Annotated in this window: 12 protein-coding genes; 7 read left to right on the top strand and 5 right to left on the bottom strand. The window is 69.1% G+C overall.

The features are described from left to right. Positions 1-3,666, bottom strand: a complete 3,666-nt coding sequence (locus IEY87_RS45130; RefSeq protein ID WP_189145077.1) for an nSTAND1 domain-containing NTPase — start codon at positions 3,664-3,666, stop codon at positions 1-3. Positions 3,667-3,790: 124 nt separating this feature from the next. Between IEY87_RS45130 and IEY87_RS46940 the strand changes: the two genes are divergently transcribed. From IEY87_RS46940 to IEY87_RS45115, 4 genes are all read left to right on the top strand, one after another. Then, the gene (locus tag IEY87_RS46940) at positions 3,791-3,913 is read left to right on the top strand and encodes a hypothetical protein (protein WP_263652770.1); all 123 of its coding nucleotides are present in this window, start codon (positions 3,791-3,793) and stop codon (positions 3,911-3,913) included. 242 nt (positions 3,914-4,155) lie between these two features. Then, on the top strand, positions 4,156-5,412 hold the full coding sequence (locus IEY87_RS45125; RefSeq protein ID WP_189145076.1) for an alginate lyase family protein: 1,257 nt from the start codon (positions 4,156-4,158) through the stop codon (positions 5,410-5,412). 300 nt (positions 5,413-5,712) lie between these two features. Continuing rightward, entirely contained in the window at positions 5,713-5,946 is a 234-nt protein-coding gene (locus IEY87_RS45120) for a hypothetical protein (RefSeq protein WP_189145075.1), read from the top strand. Positions 5,947-6,003: 57 nt separating this feature from the next. Then, a complete protein-coding gene (locus IEY87_RS45115) occupies positions 6,004-6,306 on the top strand; it encodes a DUF6199 family natural product biosynthesis protein (protein ID WP_189145074.1) in 303 nt (100 codons plus the stop codon). A gap of 512 nt (positions 6,307-6,818) precedes the next feature. On the opposite strand, the gene IEY87_RS45110 is transcribed toward IEY87_RS45115, so the two are convergent. Beyond that, the gene (locus tag IEY87_RS45110; RefSeq protein ID WP_225277734.1) at positions 6,819-7,520 is read right to left on the bottom strand and encodes a hypothetical protein; all 702 of its coding nucleotides are present in this window, start codon (positions 7,518-7,520) and stop codon (positions 6,819-6,821) included. Positions 7,521-8,339: 819 nt separating this feature from the next. Further along, entirely contained in the window at positions 8,340-9,083 is a 744-nt protein-coding gene (locus IEY87_RS45105; protein WP_189145073.1) for an MBL fold metallo-hydrolase, read from the bottom strand. Between the two features lie 144 nt (positions 9,084-9,227). Here IEY87_RS45105 and IEY87_RS45100 point away from each other — a divergent pair, with 144 nt between their 5' ends. The 3 genes from IEY87_RS45100 to IEY87_RS45090 are packed head-to-tail and all read left to right on the top strand — an operon-like array spanning position 9,228 to position 12,370. After that, positions 9,228-9,971, top strand: coding sequence for an ArsR/SmtB family transcription factor (locus IEY87_RS45100; RefSeq protein ID WP_225277733.1), 744 nt, complete (start codon positions 9,228-9,230; stop codon positions 9,969-9,971). 31 nt (positions 9,972-10,002) lie between these two features. After that, positions 10,003-11,154: an MFS transporter gene (locus tag IEY87_RS45095; protein WP_189145072.1), complete on the top strand. Its 1,152-nt coding sequence runs from the start codon at positions 10,003-10,005 to the stop codon at positions 11,152-11,154. Continuing rightward, complete coding sequence (locus IEY87_RS45090; protein ID WP_189145071.1) at positions 11,135-12,370, top strand: aminopeptidase; 1,236 nt, start codon at positions 11,135-11,137, stop codon at positions 12,368-12,370. The genes IEY87_RS45095 and IEY87_RS45090 overlap by 20 nt, the downstream gene beginning before the upstream one ends. Here the strand turns inward: IEY87_RS45090 and IEY87_RS45085 are convergent. Both IEY87_RS45085 and IEY87_RS45080 read right to left on the bottom strand, forming a co-directional pair. Next, positions 12,344-12,934, bottom strand: a complete 591-nt coding sequence (locus IEY87_RS45085) for a hypothetical protein (protein WP_189145070.1) — start codon at positions 12,932-12,934, stop codon at positions 12,344-12,346. The genes IEY87_RS45090 and IEY87_RS45085 overlap by 27 nt on opposite strands. Further along, entirely contained in the window at positions 12,931-13,482 is a 552-nt protein-coding gene (locus IEY87_RS45080; protein WP_189145069.1) for an RNA polymerase sigma factor, read from the bottom strand. The genes IEY87_RS45085 and IEY87_RS45080 overlap by 4 nt, the downstream gene beginning before the upstream one ends. Between the last annotated feature and the right edge of the window lie 402 nt (positions 13,483-13,884).

Genomic DNA, 13,884 nt, shown 5'->3' with positions numbered 1-13,884 from the left:
TCAGGAGTTCGGGCCGAGATGGCTGCGGCGTTCTTCCGCGGTCAGCTCACGGGTACGGCGCGATCTGGCCAGTTCGAGCACCGTTTCGGCCGGGCCGCACACCTCGCAGGCGCGGCCCCGGACGAGGCTGCCGCCCAGGCCGGTCACCAGCGAGCGACCGAGGAAGATCTGCGGGCTCAACCCCCTGACGATCCGCGTACCGTCGGGACTGAACGCCGCGAGACCACCGGTCGCGCCCCAGCCGGTCAACTCCAGCGGTTCGCCGCCGCCTGCCGCCCGCCAGAGCCGCAGGTGGCCCGCGGGTTCATTGGTGACCAGCCAGGCGCCGTCAGGGCTGAACCTCACTCTGCGGACGGTGCTCTCGGCGCCGTACAGCACGTTCGCGGGCTCGCCCCGGCCGCCGGTGTCCCAGAGCCGGATGGCGCCGTCCGCGGCCGCGGCGGCCAGTCGCAGCCCGTCCGGGCTGAAGGCGAGGCCCGTGATGTCCTCCACATGGCCGCGAAGAATCTTCGGCTCGCTCTTGCCGGTCAGGTCCCAGACGACGACGGTGTGGTCGTCACGGGCGTCGGCCAGCTTCATGCCGTCCGCGCTGAGTGCCACGTCGCCGTCGGCGCGGCCGGTGGGCCGGCTCTGCCAGCCGGTGAGCGCTGTCAGCCCGCCGGACGGGGAGACCTGCCACACCTGCGGTTCGGTGTCGAAGGCGCCCGCCACGATCCGCTTCCCGTCGGCGCTGAACACCAGGGCGCTCGGGAGGCCGCGGAAGGGCGCGGGTGTGGTGACCGGCGCGCCGGCGGTGGTGAGGCTCCACAGGCTCAGGGTCCCGGCCCGGCCGACGCCCGCCATCCGCCGGCCGTCAGGGCTCAGCGCGACCAGGTAGCCGGCATCACGCGGGCCGTGCACCTCGGCCGGGGTCGTGCCGCGCCATATCTTGACGCGGACGTCCCGCGGGCTGAGGAGTGAATCCTGCCCCGCGCTGACCGCCACCGTGCTCGTGTCAGCGCTGAGCGTCAGGGGCCTGCCCTCGCTCGGTGCCGGGTCGCCCGCCGTGACGTCCCACGTCCGCAGGGAGCCGTCCGCATCGACGCTGACCAGTGACCTCCCGTCCGGGGTGAACGCCGCCCCGCGCGGATTCCCCTTCGGGCTGCGCAACACCAGTGGGTCGGCGTCGCTGCCCGTCGTCCAGACACGGATCACGCCGTCGGCGCCGTAGGTCGCCATACGATCCCCGGCCGCGGTGAACACCAGGCCGTTCAGCTTCGGGGCGTGGGCGGCCAGCTCGATCTGCGGGATCCAGTCGCCGGCCGGCGTCTCCGTCGCGTCCCAGACACGGGGAACGTCGTCTTCGACGGTCGCGACCCATGGTCCACGCGGGCTGACGGCCACCTGCTCCGGCTCGCCGCGCGCGGCCGCGCGCTGCAGTACGGGCCGGTCCCGGGTCATGTCCCACAGTCGCAGCGGCGATCCGTTGCCCCCGGTGGCGAGCAGCCGGCCGCTGGGGCTGAACGCGACGCTCCTGACCGCGCGGCCGGGGACACTGAGCTTGACGGGCTCGGCGCGTCCCGGCTTCCAGATGCGCACGCCGTCGTTGTGCGCGCTCGCCACCCTGCCGTCCCGGCTGACGCTGACGCCGTGGACGCTACCGTCAACGGTCCCCAGCACCACGGGCGGACCGCTTGACGCCAGGTCCCACAGCACCAGTTCTCCTCCGGCGGCTCCGGTGACGAGCCGCCGGCCGTCCTCGCTGAACGCAGCGCTCTGAATGCCGTCCGTACGATCCGCCTGAAGCACATGGTCGGCCCGGCGCGGTGCCGTACCGTCCAGGCTCCAGATCTCCAGGTCCGCCGGGCCCGACCCGGCGCCCCAGATCGCGATCTTCCGGCCGTCCGGGGTGGCCGTCGTTCCGGTGACCCTGCGCAGGCCCACCGGGGTGGAGCCGCGCAGCCGGGCGTCCACCGTGGCCTGGCGGAGCACGAGGTCGGCCTCCGGAGTGGGCTCCACCTCGTACGCCTCGATGGCCAACAGCAACGCCAGTTCCGGGTCTTGGTGGAGCTGGCGGCGCACTTCGGCGGCCAGCCGTACCGAGGCGGCACGGTCACGCTCGACGGCCCTGTTGCCTACCTGGACCAGGACGAGCGTGGCCAGCACGATGACCGCGACGGCGGCGACCGGCAGCCCGCCGAAGGCGAGACGGGTCCGGCGGCGGGCCCGGTCGCGCTCGGCCGCGCTCGCGCGGCAGGCCGCCAGGAAGGTCCGCTCCAGCTCGTTCAGCGGAACGAAGCTCGCCTCGCCGTCCCAGAGAGCGAGGCGGGTGCCGCGGTACAGGTAGTCCTCGCCGCGCCCGTTGCGGTCCCACTCGGCCGCGTCGGACGTGAGCCGCTGGTGCCGCAGAAGGGCCTCACGGTCAGCGGTGAGCCATTCCCGCAGCCGGGGCCAGCCGGTGAGGAGCGCTTCATGCGCGATGTCGACCAGGTCCTGGTCCACGACGATGAGCCTGGCGGCGGCGAGCCGGTCGAGGACCGCGTCCAGCTCTCCGGCGGGTCCGATGCCGGCCAGCTCGTCCCAGTCAAGACCGCGGCGGGTGTCGGAGCTGCCCGAGCCCAGGGCGACGAGCCGCAGCAGCACGGCGCGGAGCAACTGCCGCTGGTCGGCTTCCAGATCGGCGTACAGGTGCTCAGCGGTTCGCGCGATCGCGCCGGACACGCCGCCCACGGCCCGGTAGTCCGCCAGCGCCAGCGTGTCTCCCTGCTGCCTGCTCCACGTTTCGCGCAGCGCGTGCGCGACCATCGGAAGTGCCCCCGTCTGCTCGGCGGCCTCGGCCACCACGGTGACCACCAGATCCGGGTCCACGCTCAGCCCCGCCCGGGCGGCGGGTTCGGTGATGATGGCGCGCAGCTCCTGCTCGGACATGGGTCCGACCGGCAGGTGAACGCTGTCGAGGAGCACTGCGGCCAGACCGGGATGCGACATGCAGCGCTCGTAGAAGTCGGTGCGGATCCCGATCACCAGCGCCGGGCCGTCCTGACCGCTGACGAGCTCGCTCAGCGCGTCGAGGAAGCCGACGCGTTCCCGCTCGTCGGCGCAGAGCGTGAACGTCTCCTCGAACTGGTCGACGATCATCACGTCGGAGCCGTCAGCGTCGGTGGCGTGCAACCGGGACAGCGGGTGCGCACCCGGAGTGAACAGCTTGACAGTGGTTCCGGCAGCGGTCAGCCGCGCGGCCAGCCCGGCCCGCAGCAACGAGGATTTGCCGCTGCCGGTGGCCCCGCGGACCACCGTCAGCGGTCCCTGCTTCGCGGCCTTCAGCAGGACCTCGAGAAGGTCGTCCCGGCCGAAGAACAGGTCGGCGGCGTCGACGTCCAGCGGAAGCAGGCCGGGGTAAGGGCAACGGCGCTGCGACCGTTCGAGGTCGGCCGCGACCAGATGCCACTTCCGCTCCCATTCGGCGCGATCGCCACCGCAGGCGACGGCGTACGCCAGTGTCGCCTCAAGGGTGGGCAGCCGCGTCCCGGTGGCCGCCTCGGCGAGGGTGCTCCGCGAGAAATGCGCGCGCTGCGCGAGTAAGCGGTAGCTCGGTCGCCCGGCCTCGTCCCTGAGCCGGCGCAATTCCCAGGCGAGTCTTTCGACGGGGCCGGCCAGCGGATCCACCGGCTGCTCGGGCCGCCCCAATGCTCACTCACCTCGTGTTGTCCGGAGTACTTGCCGCGTTGTCCTGAACCCACGGAGGGCTATTTCGGACATCCCTGGGCCGCCTTAGACCTTAGATCTCCGGCACCACAAGAAGGGGCAAATCATGAGATTTCACGTACTGCGACCCTCGGGGATCCACATGGGGAATGGAGCCGTCGACGCCGGCCTGGCGCTCGCGCCGGCCGATCAGGACGGAGACCTGGACGCCCCCGCCCAGACAGGGTGACGTGGTCCGGGACACAAGCAGGTCTGCCCCGCCCTCGTCGCCGTCCGGCCGGCATCCCGCCCCCGCATGGGGTCCAACCGTGGGTACGGTATGCCGCGGGTATAGCGGGCCTATGGCCACGGCACGAACGCCTTGACAGCCGAACCGACGGCTGGCGAAATGAGCGTTTTCATCTAGGAAGGAAGCCCGTGCGTCTCGCCCGCCCTCTTGCCGCCGCCATACTCGTGGTCGCTGCCTTATCCATGCCGCAACCTGCGCAGGCGGCCGTGTTCAACCATCCCGGAGTCCTGGTCAGCCGGGCGCAGCTCGACTTCGTCAGGGCCAACCTCGGCAACGAGCCGTGGAAGTCCGCCTGGAACGCCCTGCAACTCCATCGCTTCGCCCAGCTGTCCTATACGGCCCACCCCCGCGCCGAGGTGAATTGCGGCCCGTCGTCGAAACCCGACAACGGCTGCTCCGACGAACGCGAGGACGCCATGGCGGCCTACACGCACGCCCTGCGGTGGTACCTCACCAAGGACTCCCGCTACGCCCAGAAGGCAATCCAGATCATGGACGCCTGGTCAGCCGTGATCACCAAACACACCGGGGACAACGCGCCGCTGCAGACCGGCTGGGCGGGCGCCAACTTCTCCCGCGCCGCCGAGCTCATCAAGCACACCTACACCGGGTGGACCCAGGCCGGCCGGTTCGCCGGCAAGCTGCGCACCGTGTACCTCCCGACCGTGATCGCCGGAAGGCCTGACAACAACGGCAACTGGGAACTGATCATGACGGATGCCGCGATCGGCATCGCCGTGCACCTGGACGACCGTGCCTCCTTCGATCGGGCGATCACGACCTGGCGCGGCAGGCTGCCCGCCTACGTCTACCTCAAGACGGACGGTTCGTACCCCAAGGCGCCGCCGAACAGCAAGCACGACACCAAAGCAGAGATCATCGACTACTGGAAGGGCCAGACCACGTTCGTGGACGGGCTGACCCAGGAGACCTGCCGTGACCTCTGGCACACCGGATGGGGCCTCGCGGCCATCTCCCACGTCGCGGAGACGGCCCGCCACCAGGGCGTGGACCTGTACGCCACGGCCAAGCACCGGCTGCGATCCGCGATGGACCTCCACGCGCGCCTGGAGCTGGGCGGGACGGTGCCGTCCTGGCTGTGCGGCGGAAAGGTCACCAAGGGCCTGGGGGACCACTTCGAGGTCGGCTACAACGCGCTGCACCATCGTCTCGGATACGACATTCCCGACGCCGAGCGATGGGTCGAACAGAACCGCCCCGCCGGGGTGTCACACTTCCTGGGCTGGGAGACCCTCACCCACGCGCAGAACCCCCACGGCGCCGGGACAAGCGCATCGGCCACCCCGGACTTCAATGCCGACGGCGTGGGCGACCTCTTCTCCGCCGCCACTGGAACGCTGACCGTCTGGAACGGCAAGGGCGGCAACCAGTTCGGCCCGGCCAGCGCGATCAGTTCCGGCTGGACACCGTACTTCTGACTACTCGGCCGTGGTACAGGCTCAGCATACCGAGGATATACCGGTCGTCACTAAAGTCCCTCTCGTCCTGGGGGTCCTCTGATTCAGGGCTCCTTATCGTCCTCGCTTGTAAAGAATGGTTCTGTGATGCGGAGTATTCGTGCGCGGTTGGCCGTCACGGCGGTCATACCTCTTCTGACCGCCGGGTTGGTCGCGGCAGTCCAGCCGGCAGCGGCAGCTTCTACCCGGATTGAATCCAGCGGCGCCGCGAAGTGCGTCCTCTTCCCTGGCACCCCCAAAAGGACTGCTACGGGGAACAGCGTGGTCGGCGCGGGCACCGTGTCGACTGGCTGCACCGGCCAAGTCACGCTCAAACTTCAGCGCAAGCGGTGGTACGGCTGGGAGACCGTGGGGAACGACACCTGGAACCCCAAGTACAGCAAGAGCGCCGCGGTCTATAAGGGCTGCGCAGGGAGCAATTACACCTGGCGTGTGTGGATGTACTCCGACAGCGCGGGCGGCGCCACCGCCGGAAACGTGAAAATCAGCTGCTGATTCGCCGAATCAGCTCCTATCCGACGTCAGCCCGCGGGGGGCTCCATGTGGACCTTCTTGACCATCCTGTTCGCGCTTATATGCCTGTTCATGGCTGTGTTCCCCCGCGGTTACTGGCTGATGCAGGCCTCCGGTTACAAGAATCCCGAGGCCCACGAACCCAGCGACGGCACCGTGGCATTCACCCGCGTCCTCGGGGTCGTCACACTGGTGGTGCTGGTCTTCATCTTCATTCCCGCGGCCATCGAACACGACCAGAAACCCGCAGAGACGACGACCTACCAGCAAACCCGCGAAGAGCCCGAGCCGACCCCCGAGCAGACGTGCGAGAAGGGCACCTTCCTCTGCCTCGAAGATTGACCCTTCACCTGTGGGTTCCCGCCGACGCGGTAGTCCCCAATCGTCATTGACGGGGAAGTCGTCATCCGCCCTGCGAACCATCGGCTCACCTGCACCACTTCATCTGACCAGATGCGACCGGCCAGCCAGGGCAGCCGGGTCAGCAGATGGAACGACAGTGCGACAAGCGCTGGAGTTGCCCCGGTTCGATAGACACATCAGAGCTTGCGACTATGCGGCAGCATAGTCGAGGTCTTGGGCGTTGCTGAGAGTGTGTCGGCGTTCGTATTCAGCGGGGCTGAGCTGGCCGTTGGCGGAGTGACGGCGGCGCGGGTTGTAGAAGCCCTGGCCCCTTCGATGCGAACCCCGGTGAAGCGTGTCGAGCAGGGTTGTCGGATGCCAAACCGTGCCGTCAGGTGACCTGGAAATGACAACCGATGACCTCGAATGCGTGCCCGCGTCACTGGGTTCGCTGATTCTTGCTGACTCCGCCCGGCCGTCCACGGTCTACCGGTATGGCCGTGATCGCTGGATCAGCAGTCTTCCGTGTCTTCGAACGCGCGGCCGGCGCCCTCCGGCGTAATCGCGAGCACGCCGGTTCCACACACCTTCGTGTCGTGAGTCAGCGTGAACGGGCTGACACCGCAGGCGGCGGCGATCTCTGGGGCCATGTCGAAGGCCGCCAGTGTCCACTCATCGATCTGTTCGACGCTTGCCGTCCGCAAGTCTCCATCGACCGACAGCCCCAGTTCCAGCAACCGTACTTGTTCATAGGGCAGCGGGTTACCGAGGGTGAGCGATTTGTCATCCGGTTCGCCGGTTGCCGCGTACCGGCGAACGGCGCAGCCGTTCTCGGCCACCAGCCATGCCGAACCGTCCCCCTGCGCGCCGTAGTAATAGGCCTGCGCCCCTCCATAGCGGGCACTGAGCGCCCGGCACAACCTGAGCACATCCTCACGACGCTCGCCGTCGAAAGGGTCGCACCATGCGCCGATGACCAGGGTCCAGCCGTCCACCTCGGGAGTGACAAAAACCCGCGACAGGTGATCACGACTGCCGGGCTCGCCGTGTCCGTCTTCGTCGATCACCTCTTGTGCCTCGGCAAAGGTAATCGGCCTGGGCAACGACAACCCCAGGATCTCCATGACGCCGACCTGGTCACCGGTCGGAACCGCGAGCCAGTAGTTCCAGCACGTCGATATCGGTTCAGGCCGATCTTCCGCCGCTGCCTGCACATGCTCACTATGTCAGAAGGTCCGGTTCCATGATCTGGAACCGAGCGTTCCGAGCTTGCTGGTGGGTGTTCACGAGTGTGGTTGAGCAGCGACGATGACACCCTCAGAAAGATCGCTTCCCACAGTGCTCAAGATCGTTTCCCAGCTGAGCTTCCGGCCGCCCGGGGGAGAACGCGTCGATCGTCAAGATGAGGTCGCCTCCGGCTGCGAAGCTCAGCTGATTGTGGGCGTTGACGTTCCACCAGGCGCTGTAGGCCCGGGCGCCCTCACTCAGCCGCTGCAATACGGCGTCACGAACAACCGCCGACGACATTCCAGAGACAGCAGCCGCGCCAGCGCGCTGATCACCGCTCGGTCCGCCCCGCCGGCTGAGGCCGGGCCACCTGCCGACGCAACGCCGCGAACTGGTGTCGCAAGGTCAGGATCTCCGCCTCCTTCGACCTCTGCGAGCGCCCCGACCGCACCAGCCGACCCGCGAGCCGAATGAAGATCAGATAGAGCAACCGCAACGCCACGAACAGCGATCACGCCCGCCAGAACAGAACAGTCGACCCCCAGGTCAACCCCAACGGCCGAGTTTCGGGCACCCGCAGGACACAAGGCGGGCGAGCTGGATGATCTGCGCGGATGACACTGTCGGCAGGCACACATCCACGCGACGATCGCGCATCGGCCGGCGGTGATCCCACCGGCACACGCAGGACATCCGGATCGGTCATCGGCGCGACCAGCAGCGCGGTGAACCGAGACAGCGATGACGGGTGGAGTCCTGTCCAAGCCCGCGTCCGGTGAACGTTTTTCGATCCCCGAAACCTTGGCTCACGAAAGGTCGAAGGTGAGACCGGACGTGGCGATGCCGATCTCACCGTCGTAGCCGGCCCCGGCGGCGGCTCGCGCGGCCGGAGTGTCCGTGCCTGGCTGCAGGTGCGTCAGCACCAGGCGCCGGACATCGGCTTCCAGGGCTTGCCGGCCTGCTTGACGGGCGCTCGTCAGGTAACGCCGGGAATCCTCCGGGACCTGGTTCACAAAGGTGGCCTCGGCCAGGAGCAGGTCAGCGTCACGCGCCAGTTCCACCCTGTCGGGACTCAGGCCGCTGTCGCCCGTGTACGCGAGCACCCGTCCGCCCGCTGTCAGCCGTATGCCGGCATTGGGCACCGAGTGCGGCAGCAGACGAGTCTGTGCGCGAAACGGGCCGATGTCGAATCCGCTGCCGACGGTGAACTCGTGCAGGACATAGGCGTCGGTCAGCACCCCTGGGCGGTCCAGCGCGAGCACCGCGTCCAGGGCGCCGGGCAGCGAGTACACCGGCAGCGCCGCCGGCGGGTCATCACGCATCGTGCGCGCCCGCAACAGCGGGTTCAGGTCGGCGCAGTGGTCGGGATGTCCGTGGCTGATAAACACGGCATCGATCTGATCGGCGCTGACCCGTTCCAGCAGCCGCGGCACCGTCGCGTGTCCAAGGTCGACGAGCAGCCTGAACCCGTCGTGCTCCACGAGGTAACCACTGCAGGCCTGGCCCGCCGCCGGCCACGCACCGCATCCGCCAATGATCGTCAGCAGCATCCGTGAACCCTAACGGAGGTCGCTCGTGCTCAGTGATCGACACGAAGTCCCGGTCCGCCGTGAGGCGCTGGAGGCCGAAGGAGGTGCAAGGCCTCCTCGTCGGGCCGTCGCAGGTGTGGAACGCGATCGAACAGGTCGTACCGCGTGACCTGCTCGCTGCGGCGGTGGAAGGTCGAGGACCTCCAGCAGCGGCTCGATGAAGTCTGCGCCGTTCGTTACCGCTTGGGCGATTCGGCCCGCCACGCCGCGGCCCGCCTCATCATCGCTCTCCGGGATGAACGCCGCGATCGTCCGGCACTGCCGTCCAGCCCTGAGGGCGCGTCGCAGAGCCACCTCTTTCCCAAGAGCTGTTGGATAAATTATAATCCCAAGGTGTCTTTGGAAAATCAGGATGACCTGGTTCCCCTGCGCGCCCTGGCCAACCCGCTGCGCATCCGCATCGTGTCGCTGCTCACCGGCGCGTCGATGTCGGCCACCGAGGTCGCCGACGAACTCGGCATCGCGCACGCCTCAGCCAGCTACCACCTGCGCCAGTTGGCCAAAGCGGGCTTCCTCCAGCAGACGGACGAGCGGCCGCGGGCAGGTAAGGGCCGTCCGCAACTGCGGTACCGGTACGATCCGTCCAGCGGCGAGCGCCTCGACCGGTCCGAGGGACGGCAAATCGTCCACCGGGCGATGAGCACTGACCTGGCCAGGCGCCTGGCTGAGACTGATCGCCAGCGCACGTCGATGGACGCCGAGGTATGGCTGGCCAGGCCCGTCTGGGAGGAGATCGTCGGCCTGATCGACCAGGCCGTGGCGCTCCTGCACGACAAGGCCGGCCCGCCGCACGACGGCGTCAAGGTCAGCATGACCGCGCTCCTGCTCGAACTACGTGACGAACGATGATCGGCCGCCTGCCCGAACTGCGTGACGAGCGGTGATCGGCCGCCTGCCCGTCTGCTCGGCTGGCGCGTTCCTGTCGATCGGACTGCTCATCCCGGCGGTTCCGCGATACGTCACCGGCCCGCTGGGCCAGCAGGCCGGCATGGTGGGCGTCTCGCTGGCCGTCACCGCGGTGGCCGGGGTGCTCGCGCGCCCGCTGGCCGGACGGGTGGCCGACAGGGCCGGACGCCGCACAGCCCTGTGCGCGGGCGCGCTGCTGCTGTCCGGCACGTCCCTCGCGCTGCTCGCCGTCGGGCAGTTACCGCTCTTCCTCGTCCTGCGCGGCGTCGCCGGCATCGGTGAGGCGCTGACCTACGTCGGCCTCGCAACTCTGGCCAGCGACCACCGGCGGCCCGGCGCGGCGATCAACCACTTCTCCGTCGCCGTCAACGCCGGCCTGCTCACGGGGCCGGTCATCGCCGAGACGCTGTACGCCGCGTCCGGGTTCGCCGCAATCTGGGTCACGGCCGCGGCCGTGGCGCTGGGGTCGGCGGCGCTCGGCCTCACCCTGCCGAAGACGATGAGCCCGGACACGGAGAGCGCGAGCCCAGATCCGGGAACCCGGCGGGCCCGGCTGTACCACACGTCCGCTCTACGACCCGGCTTCGGCTACCTGGCCTCCGTGTGGGGCTACACCGCCATCAGCGCCTTCCTGCCGCTGCACCTCGCCGCGCTCGGCGGCTCCGGCGGCCTCCATTTCCTGGCCTACGGCGGCGTCCTCGTCGCCATCCGACTGGCCGGATATCGCCTGCTCGCCACGGCCGCCCCGACGCGCCTGGCCGTCACCTCCCTCCTGCTGACCGGGACGGGATCGATCCTGCTCGCCGCCTGGCCCTCTCCGGCCGGGGCCTGGTGCGCGATCGCGCTGATCGGCGCCGGGCAGGGCCTCGGGCTGCCCGCCTTCCTCAGGATGGCGGTGCACGGCCTGCCCGCCCGCGAACGCGGATCCGCCGTCGCCACCACGACGGCCTTCTTCGACATCGGATTCCTCACCGCCGCCCTGGCCCTCGGTGCCCTCGCCGACCGGTTCGGCCTGGCCGGCGGCTTCGCCCTCGCGGGCGTCGTGTCCGCCGCCGGAGCGCTGCTGTTCCTGCCCGTACGTCACCACGAACACGAAGGAGCCCCCCTTGACCGTTCCCCCCGCTGACCTGTCCGGCTATGCCGACGTCGTGTTCGACGTGGCCGTGCCCCTGCTGGCGGACGACCGGGTGCTGATCAACGCCGAGATCGAGCATGCCCCGCTCGCCCGCGCCCTGGCCGAGGCTGCGTACGCCAGAGGCGCCCGCTACGTCGACGTCTGGTACTTCGACCCGTACGTCAAACGATCCCGCGTCCGGCACGCCGCCACCGCGAGCCTGGCCGAGGTGCCCTCGTGGCTCGACGCCCGCAACGACGAGCTCGGACGCGAAAGCGGCGTCCTCGTCAACATCCGCGGCGCCGCCGCCCCCGACCTCCTGGCCGGGCTGGATCCGGTGCGCGTCGGGCTGGACCGCATGCCGGCCCTGACCTCCCGGCAGCGGCTCCAGCTCGACAACCTGGTCCGCTGGACGATCGTCCCCTGCCCGACGCCCGAGTGGGCCCGCGCCGTCTTCGGCGAACCCGACCAGGCCCGGCTGTGGCGGCACCTGCGCCGTGTCCTCCGTCTGGACGAGCCCGACCCGCGCGAGGCGTGGCGGCAGCGCATCGCCGAACTGCTCGACCGCGCCCGACGGCTCACCGAGATGCGCCTGGACGCCGTGCGGTTCGAGGGCCCCGGCACCGACCTGACCATCGGCCTGCTCCCGGACGCCCACTGGACCGCCGCCCGCCTGGAGGACGTCCAGGGCCGCCCGTTCCAGGCCAACCTGCCGACCGAGGAGGTGTTCACGACTCCCGACTACCGGCGCGTCGACGGCACGGTCCGCGCCACCCGGCCGCTGTCCCTCGACGGCACGGTCATCCGCGATCTGGAACTGACCTTCGCCGACGGCGTCGTGACCGGTGTCAGGGCGAGCGCCGGAGCCGACGTCGTCCGCGCGCACCAGGCGACCGACGCGGGAGCGGCCCGGCTGGGCGAGCTCGCTCTGGTCGACAGCTCCTCGCGGGTGGGCGAGAGCGGCATCACCTTCATGGAGACCCTTCTGGACGAGAACGCCACCTGCCACCTGGCCTGGGGCGCCGGGCTGCCTCCGGGCGTGCCCGCCCACCTGCGTACCGACGATCCCGCACGGCTCGACGCGGCGGGTGTGAACACCTCGCGCGTGCACGTCGACTTCATGGTCGGCGGCTCGGACGTCACGGTCACCGGGCTGGGGCCCGGCGGGAAGATGGTGCTCCTGCGCAACGACGCCTGGGAGTTAGCTCCCCGCAGGCGGCTGTCCTGATGTGTCGCTGCCGTCATCGTCCCACTGTGGGTCGTCGATGACGACGCACGGGCCGACATCGCCGGGGATCAGGAGCGTGGCGAGCTTCCAGAACACTTTTCCGGTTACGGGGGGCTCCTTCTCATCGTCCTGTTTGCCGGAGAACTCCAACACCAATGTCTTGTCCTCGTCGATGAGCCGAGGCTTGATATCCAGCCCGCCCTCCCGCATGGTGACGAGCCCGTCCGGAGCCAGGACGCTCTTTCCTCTGTTCTTCTCGCACTGCTTGCCGGACTCGAGGTACGTGATGTCCGCTCTGACGCCCGCCGCCCGCAGGTCCCGCTCCAGTTGATCGGCGTCTTTGAACTCCCGAATCTCGACCCCCACCGTGCCGTCCGCCTTCTTGCTCACCGCGTACGCCGGGCTCTCCGTGCCGGTCATCAGCGGTACGGCGATGGCCGCCGCGGCGGCGAGGCCGGCCACCGCCGCTCCCACGGAAATACGGCGAACAGTACGGCGACGGCGTTCGTCCCGCGCGGCGAATTCGACTTTCAGATCCATCAGCAACTGCTCCTCGAAACTCATGTGCCGTTTCCTTCCGTGACGAAGGGCACTTCCTTGAGCGTTCGGCGCGCGCGGTGCAGCCGAACCATGGCGGTCCCCGACCGGATGCCGAGGGAGCTCGCGGCTTCGGTGACCGTCAGCTGATCGAGGACGACCAGCTCCAGCACGGCGCGTTCCCCCTCGGGCAGCTCGGCCATGGCCTGGAAGGCCCGCCGGGCAGGCTCCTCCGCGTCGATGCGCTGCTCCAGCCGGGCGATGTCGTCGCTGTCCAGCGGCCGCCGCCTGCTTACTCGGTCGGTCAGCTGGGACTCCCTCAAGGCCCGGCGCCGCTCGGCCGAGAGCGTGTTGCGTGCTACGCCGTACAGCCACGCGACTTCGCTGCCCCGTCCCGGCCGGTAGGTGTGAGCGGACTCCATCACCGCCAGGAACACATCCGCCACCAGGTCTACGACCAAATGGGGGTCATCGGCCCGGCGGGCGAGGAATCGCGAGATGCCTTCGACGTGCCGCCGGTAGAAGGCTTCGAACGCCACGGAGTCTGTGGCGAACTCCGCCTGTTTACGACGCACCGGCCATGCTCCCTTCGTCGATCTACACCCATACTTGGTATGAAGCGATCAAAGGCTTACAAGCCGACGTCAACGGCGAGCCGCCCGGCGGCTCTGTAGTCGCAAACGGAGAGCTGTGCTCGGCTGTGCCTCGGCTGTGAGGGGCCCGCTGCAGATGTGTCTCTTCACGTGAACCGCAAAGCCATCTACAGTTACGGTTTGCAGGCATCATGTGACTCTTTGCAATCTGTCCATCCGCTGAAAGCGTGGAGACTCGGTTATGCGGCGATGGTCTCCTGAAACCTCGCCTTGGTGGCTGTCCGCGCGGTCATGATCTGCCGCTCGTAGACGATCGGTGGCTGAGGTGCCACGGTGATTCCGGACAGCCGTCTTATGGGCGTAGCCTATGCGGCTGCTTGGGAC

Source organism: Nonomuraea glycinis, from assembly GCF_014646515.1.
Classification (GTDB): domain Bacteria; phylum Actinomycetota; class Actinomycetes; order Streptosporangiales; family Streptosporangiaceae; genus Nonomuraea; species Nonomuraea glycinis.
Note: the sequence above shows the minus strand (reverse complement) of the source record. Positions and strands in the feature narration are given on the sequence as shown.

Coding starts and splice junctions, on each gene's coding strand:
- IEY87_RS46940 (WP_263652770.1), top strand. CDS start 3,791: ATGAGATTTCACGTACTGCGACCCTCGGGGATCCACATGGGGAATGGA.
- IEY87_RS45085 (WP_189145070.1), bottom strand. CDS start 12,934: ATGAGTTTCGAGGAGCAGTTGCTGATGGATCTGAAAGTCGAATTCGCC.
- IEY87_RS45105 (WP_189145073.1), bottom strand. CDS start 9,083: ATGCTGCTGACGATCATTGGCGGATGCGGTGCGTGGCCGGCGGCGGGC.
- IEY87_RS45125 (WP_189145076.1), top strand. CDS start 4,156: ATGCCGCAACCTGCGCAGGCGGCCGTGTTCAACCATCCCGGAGTCCTG.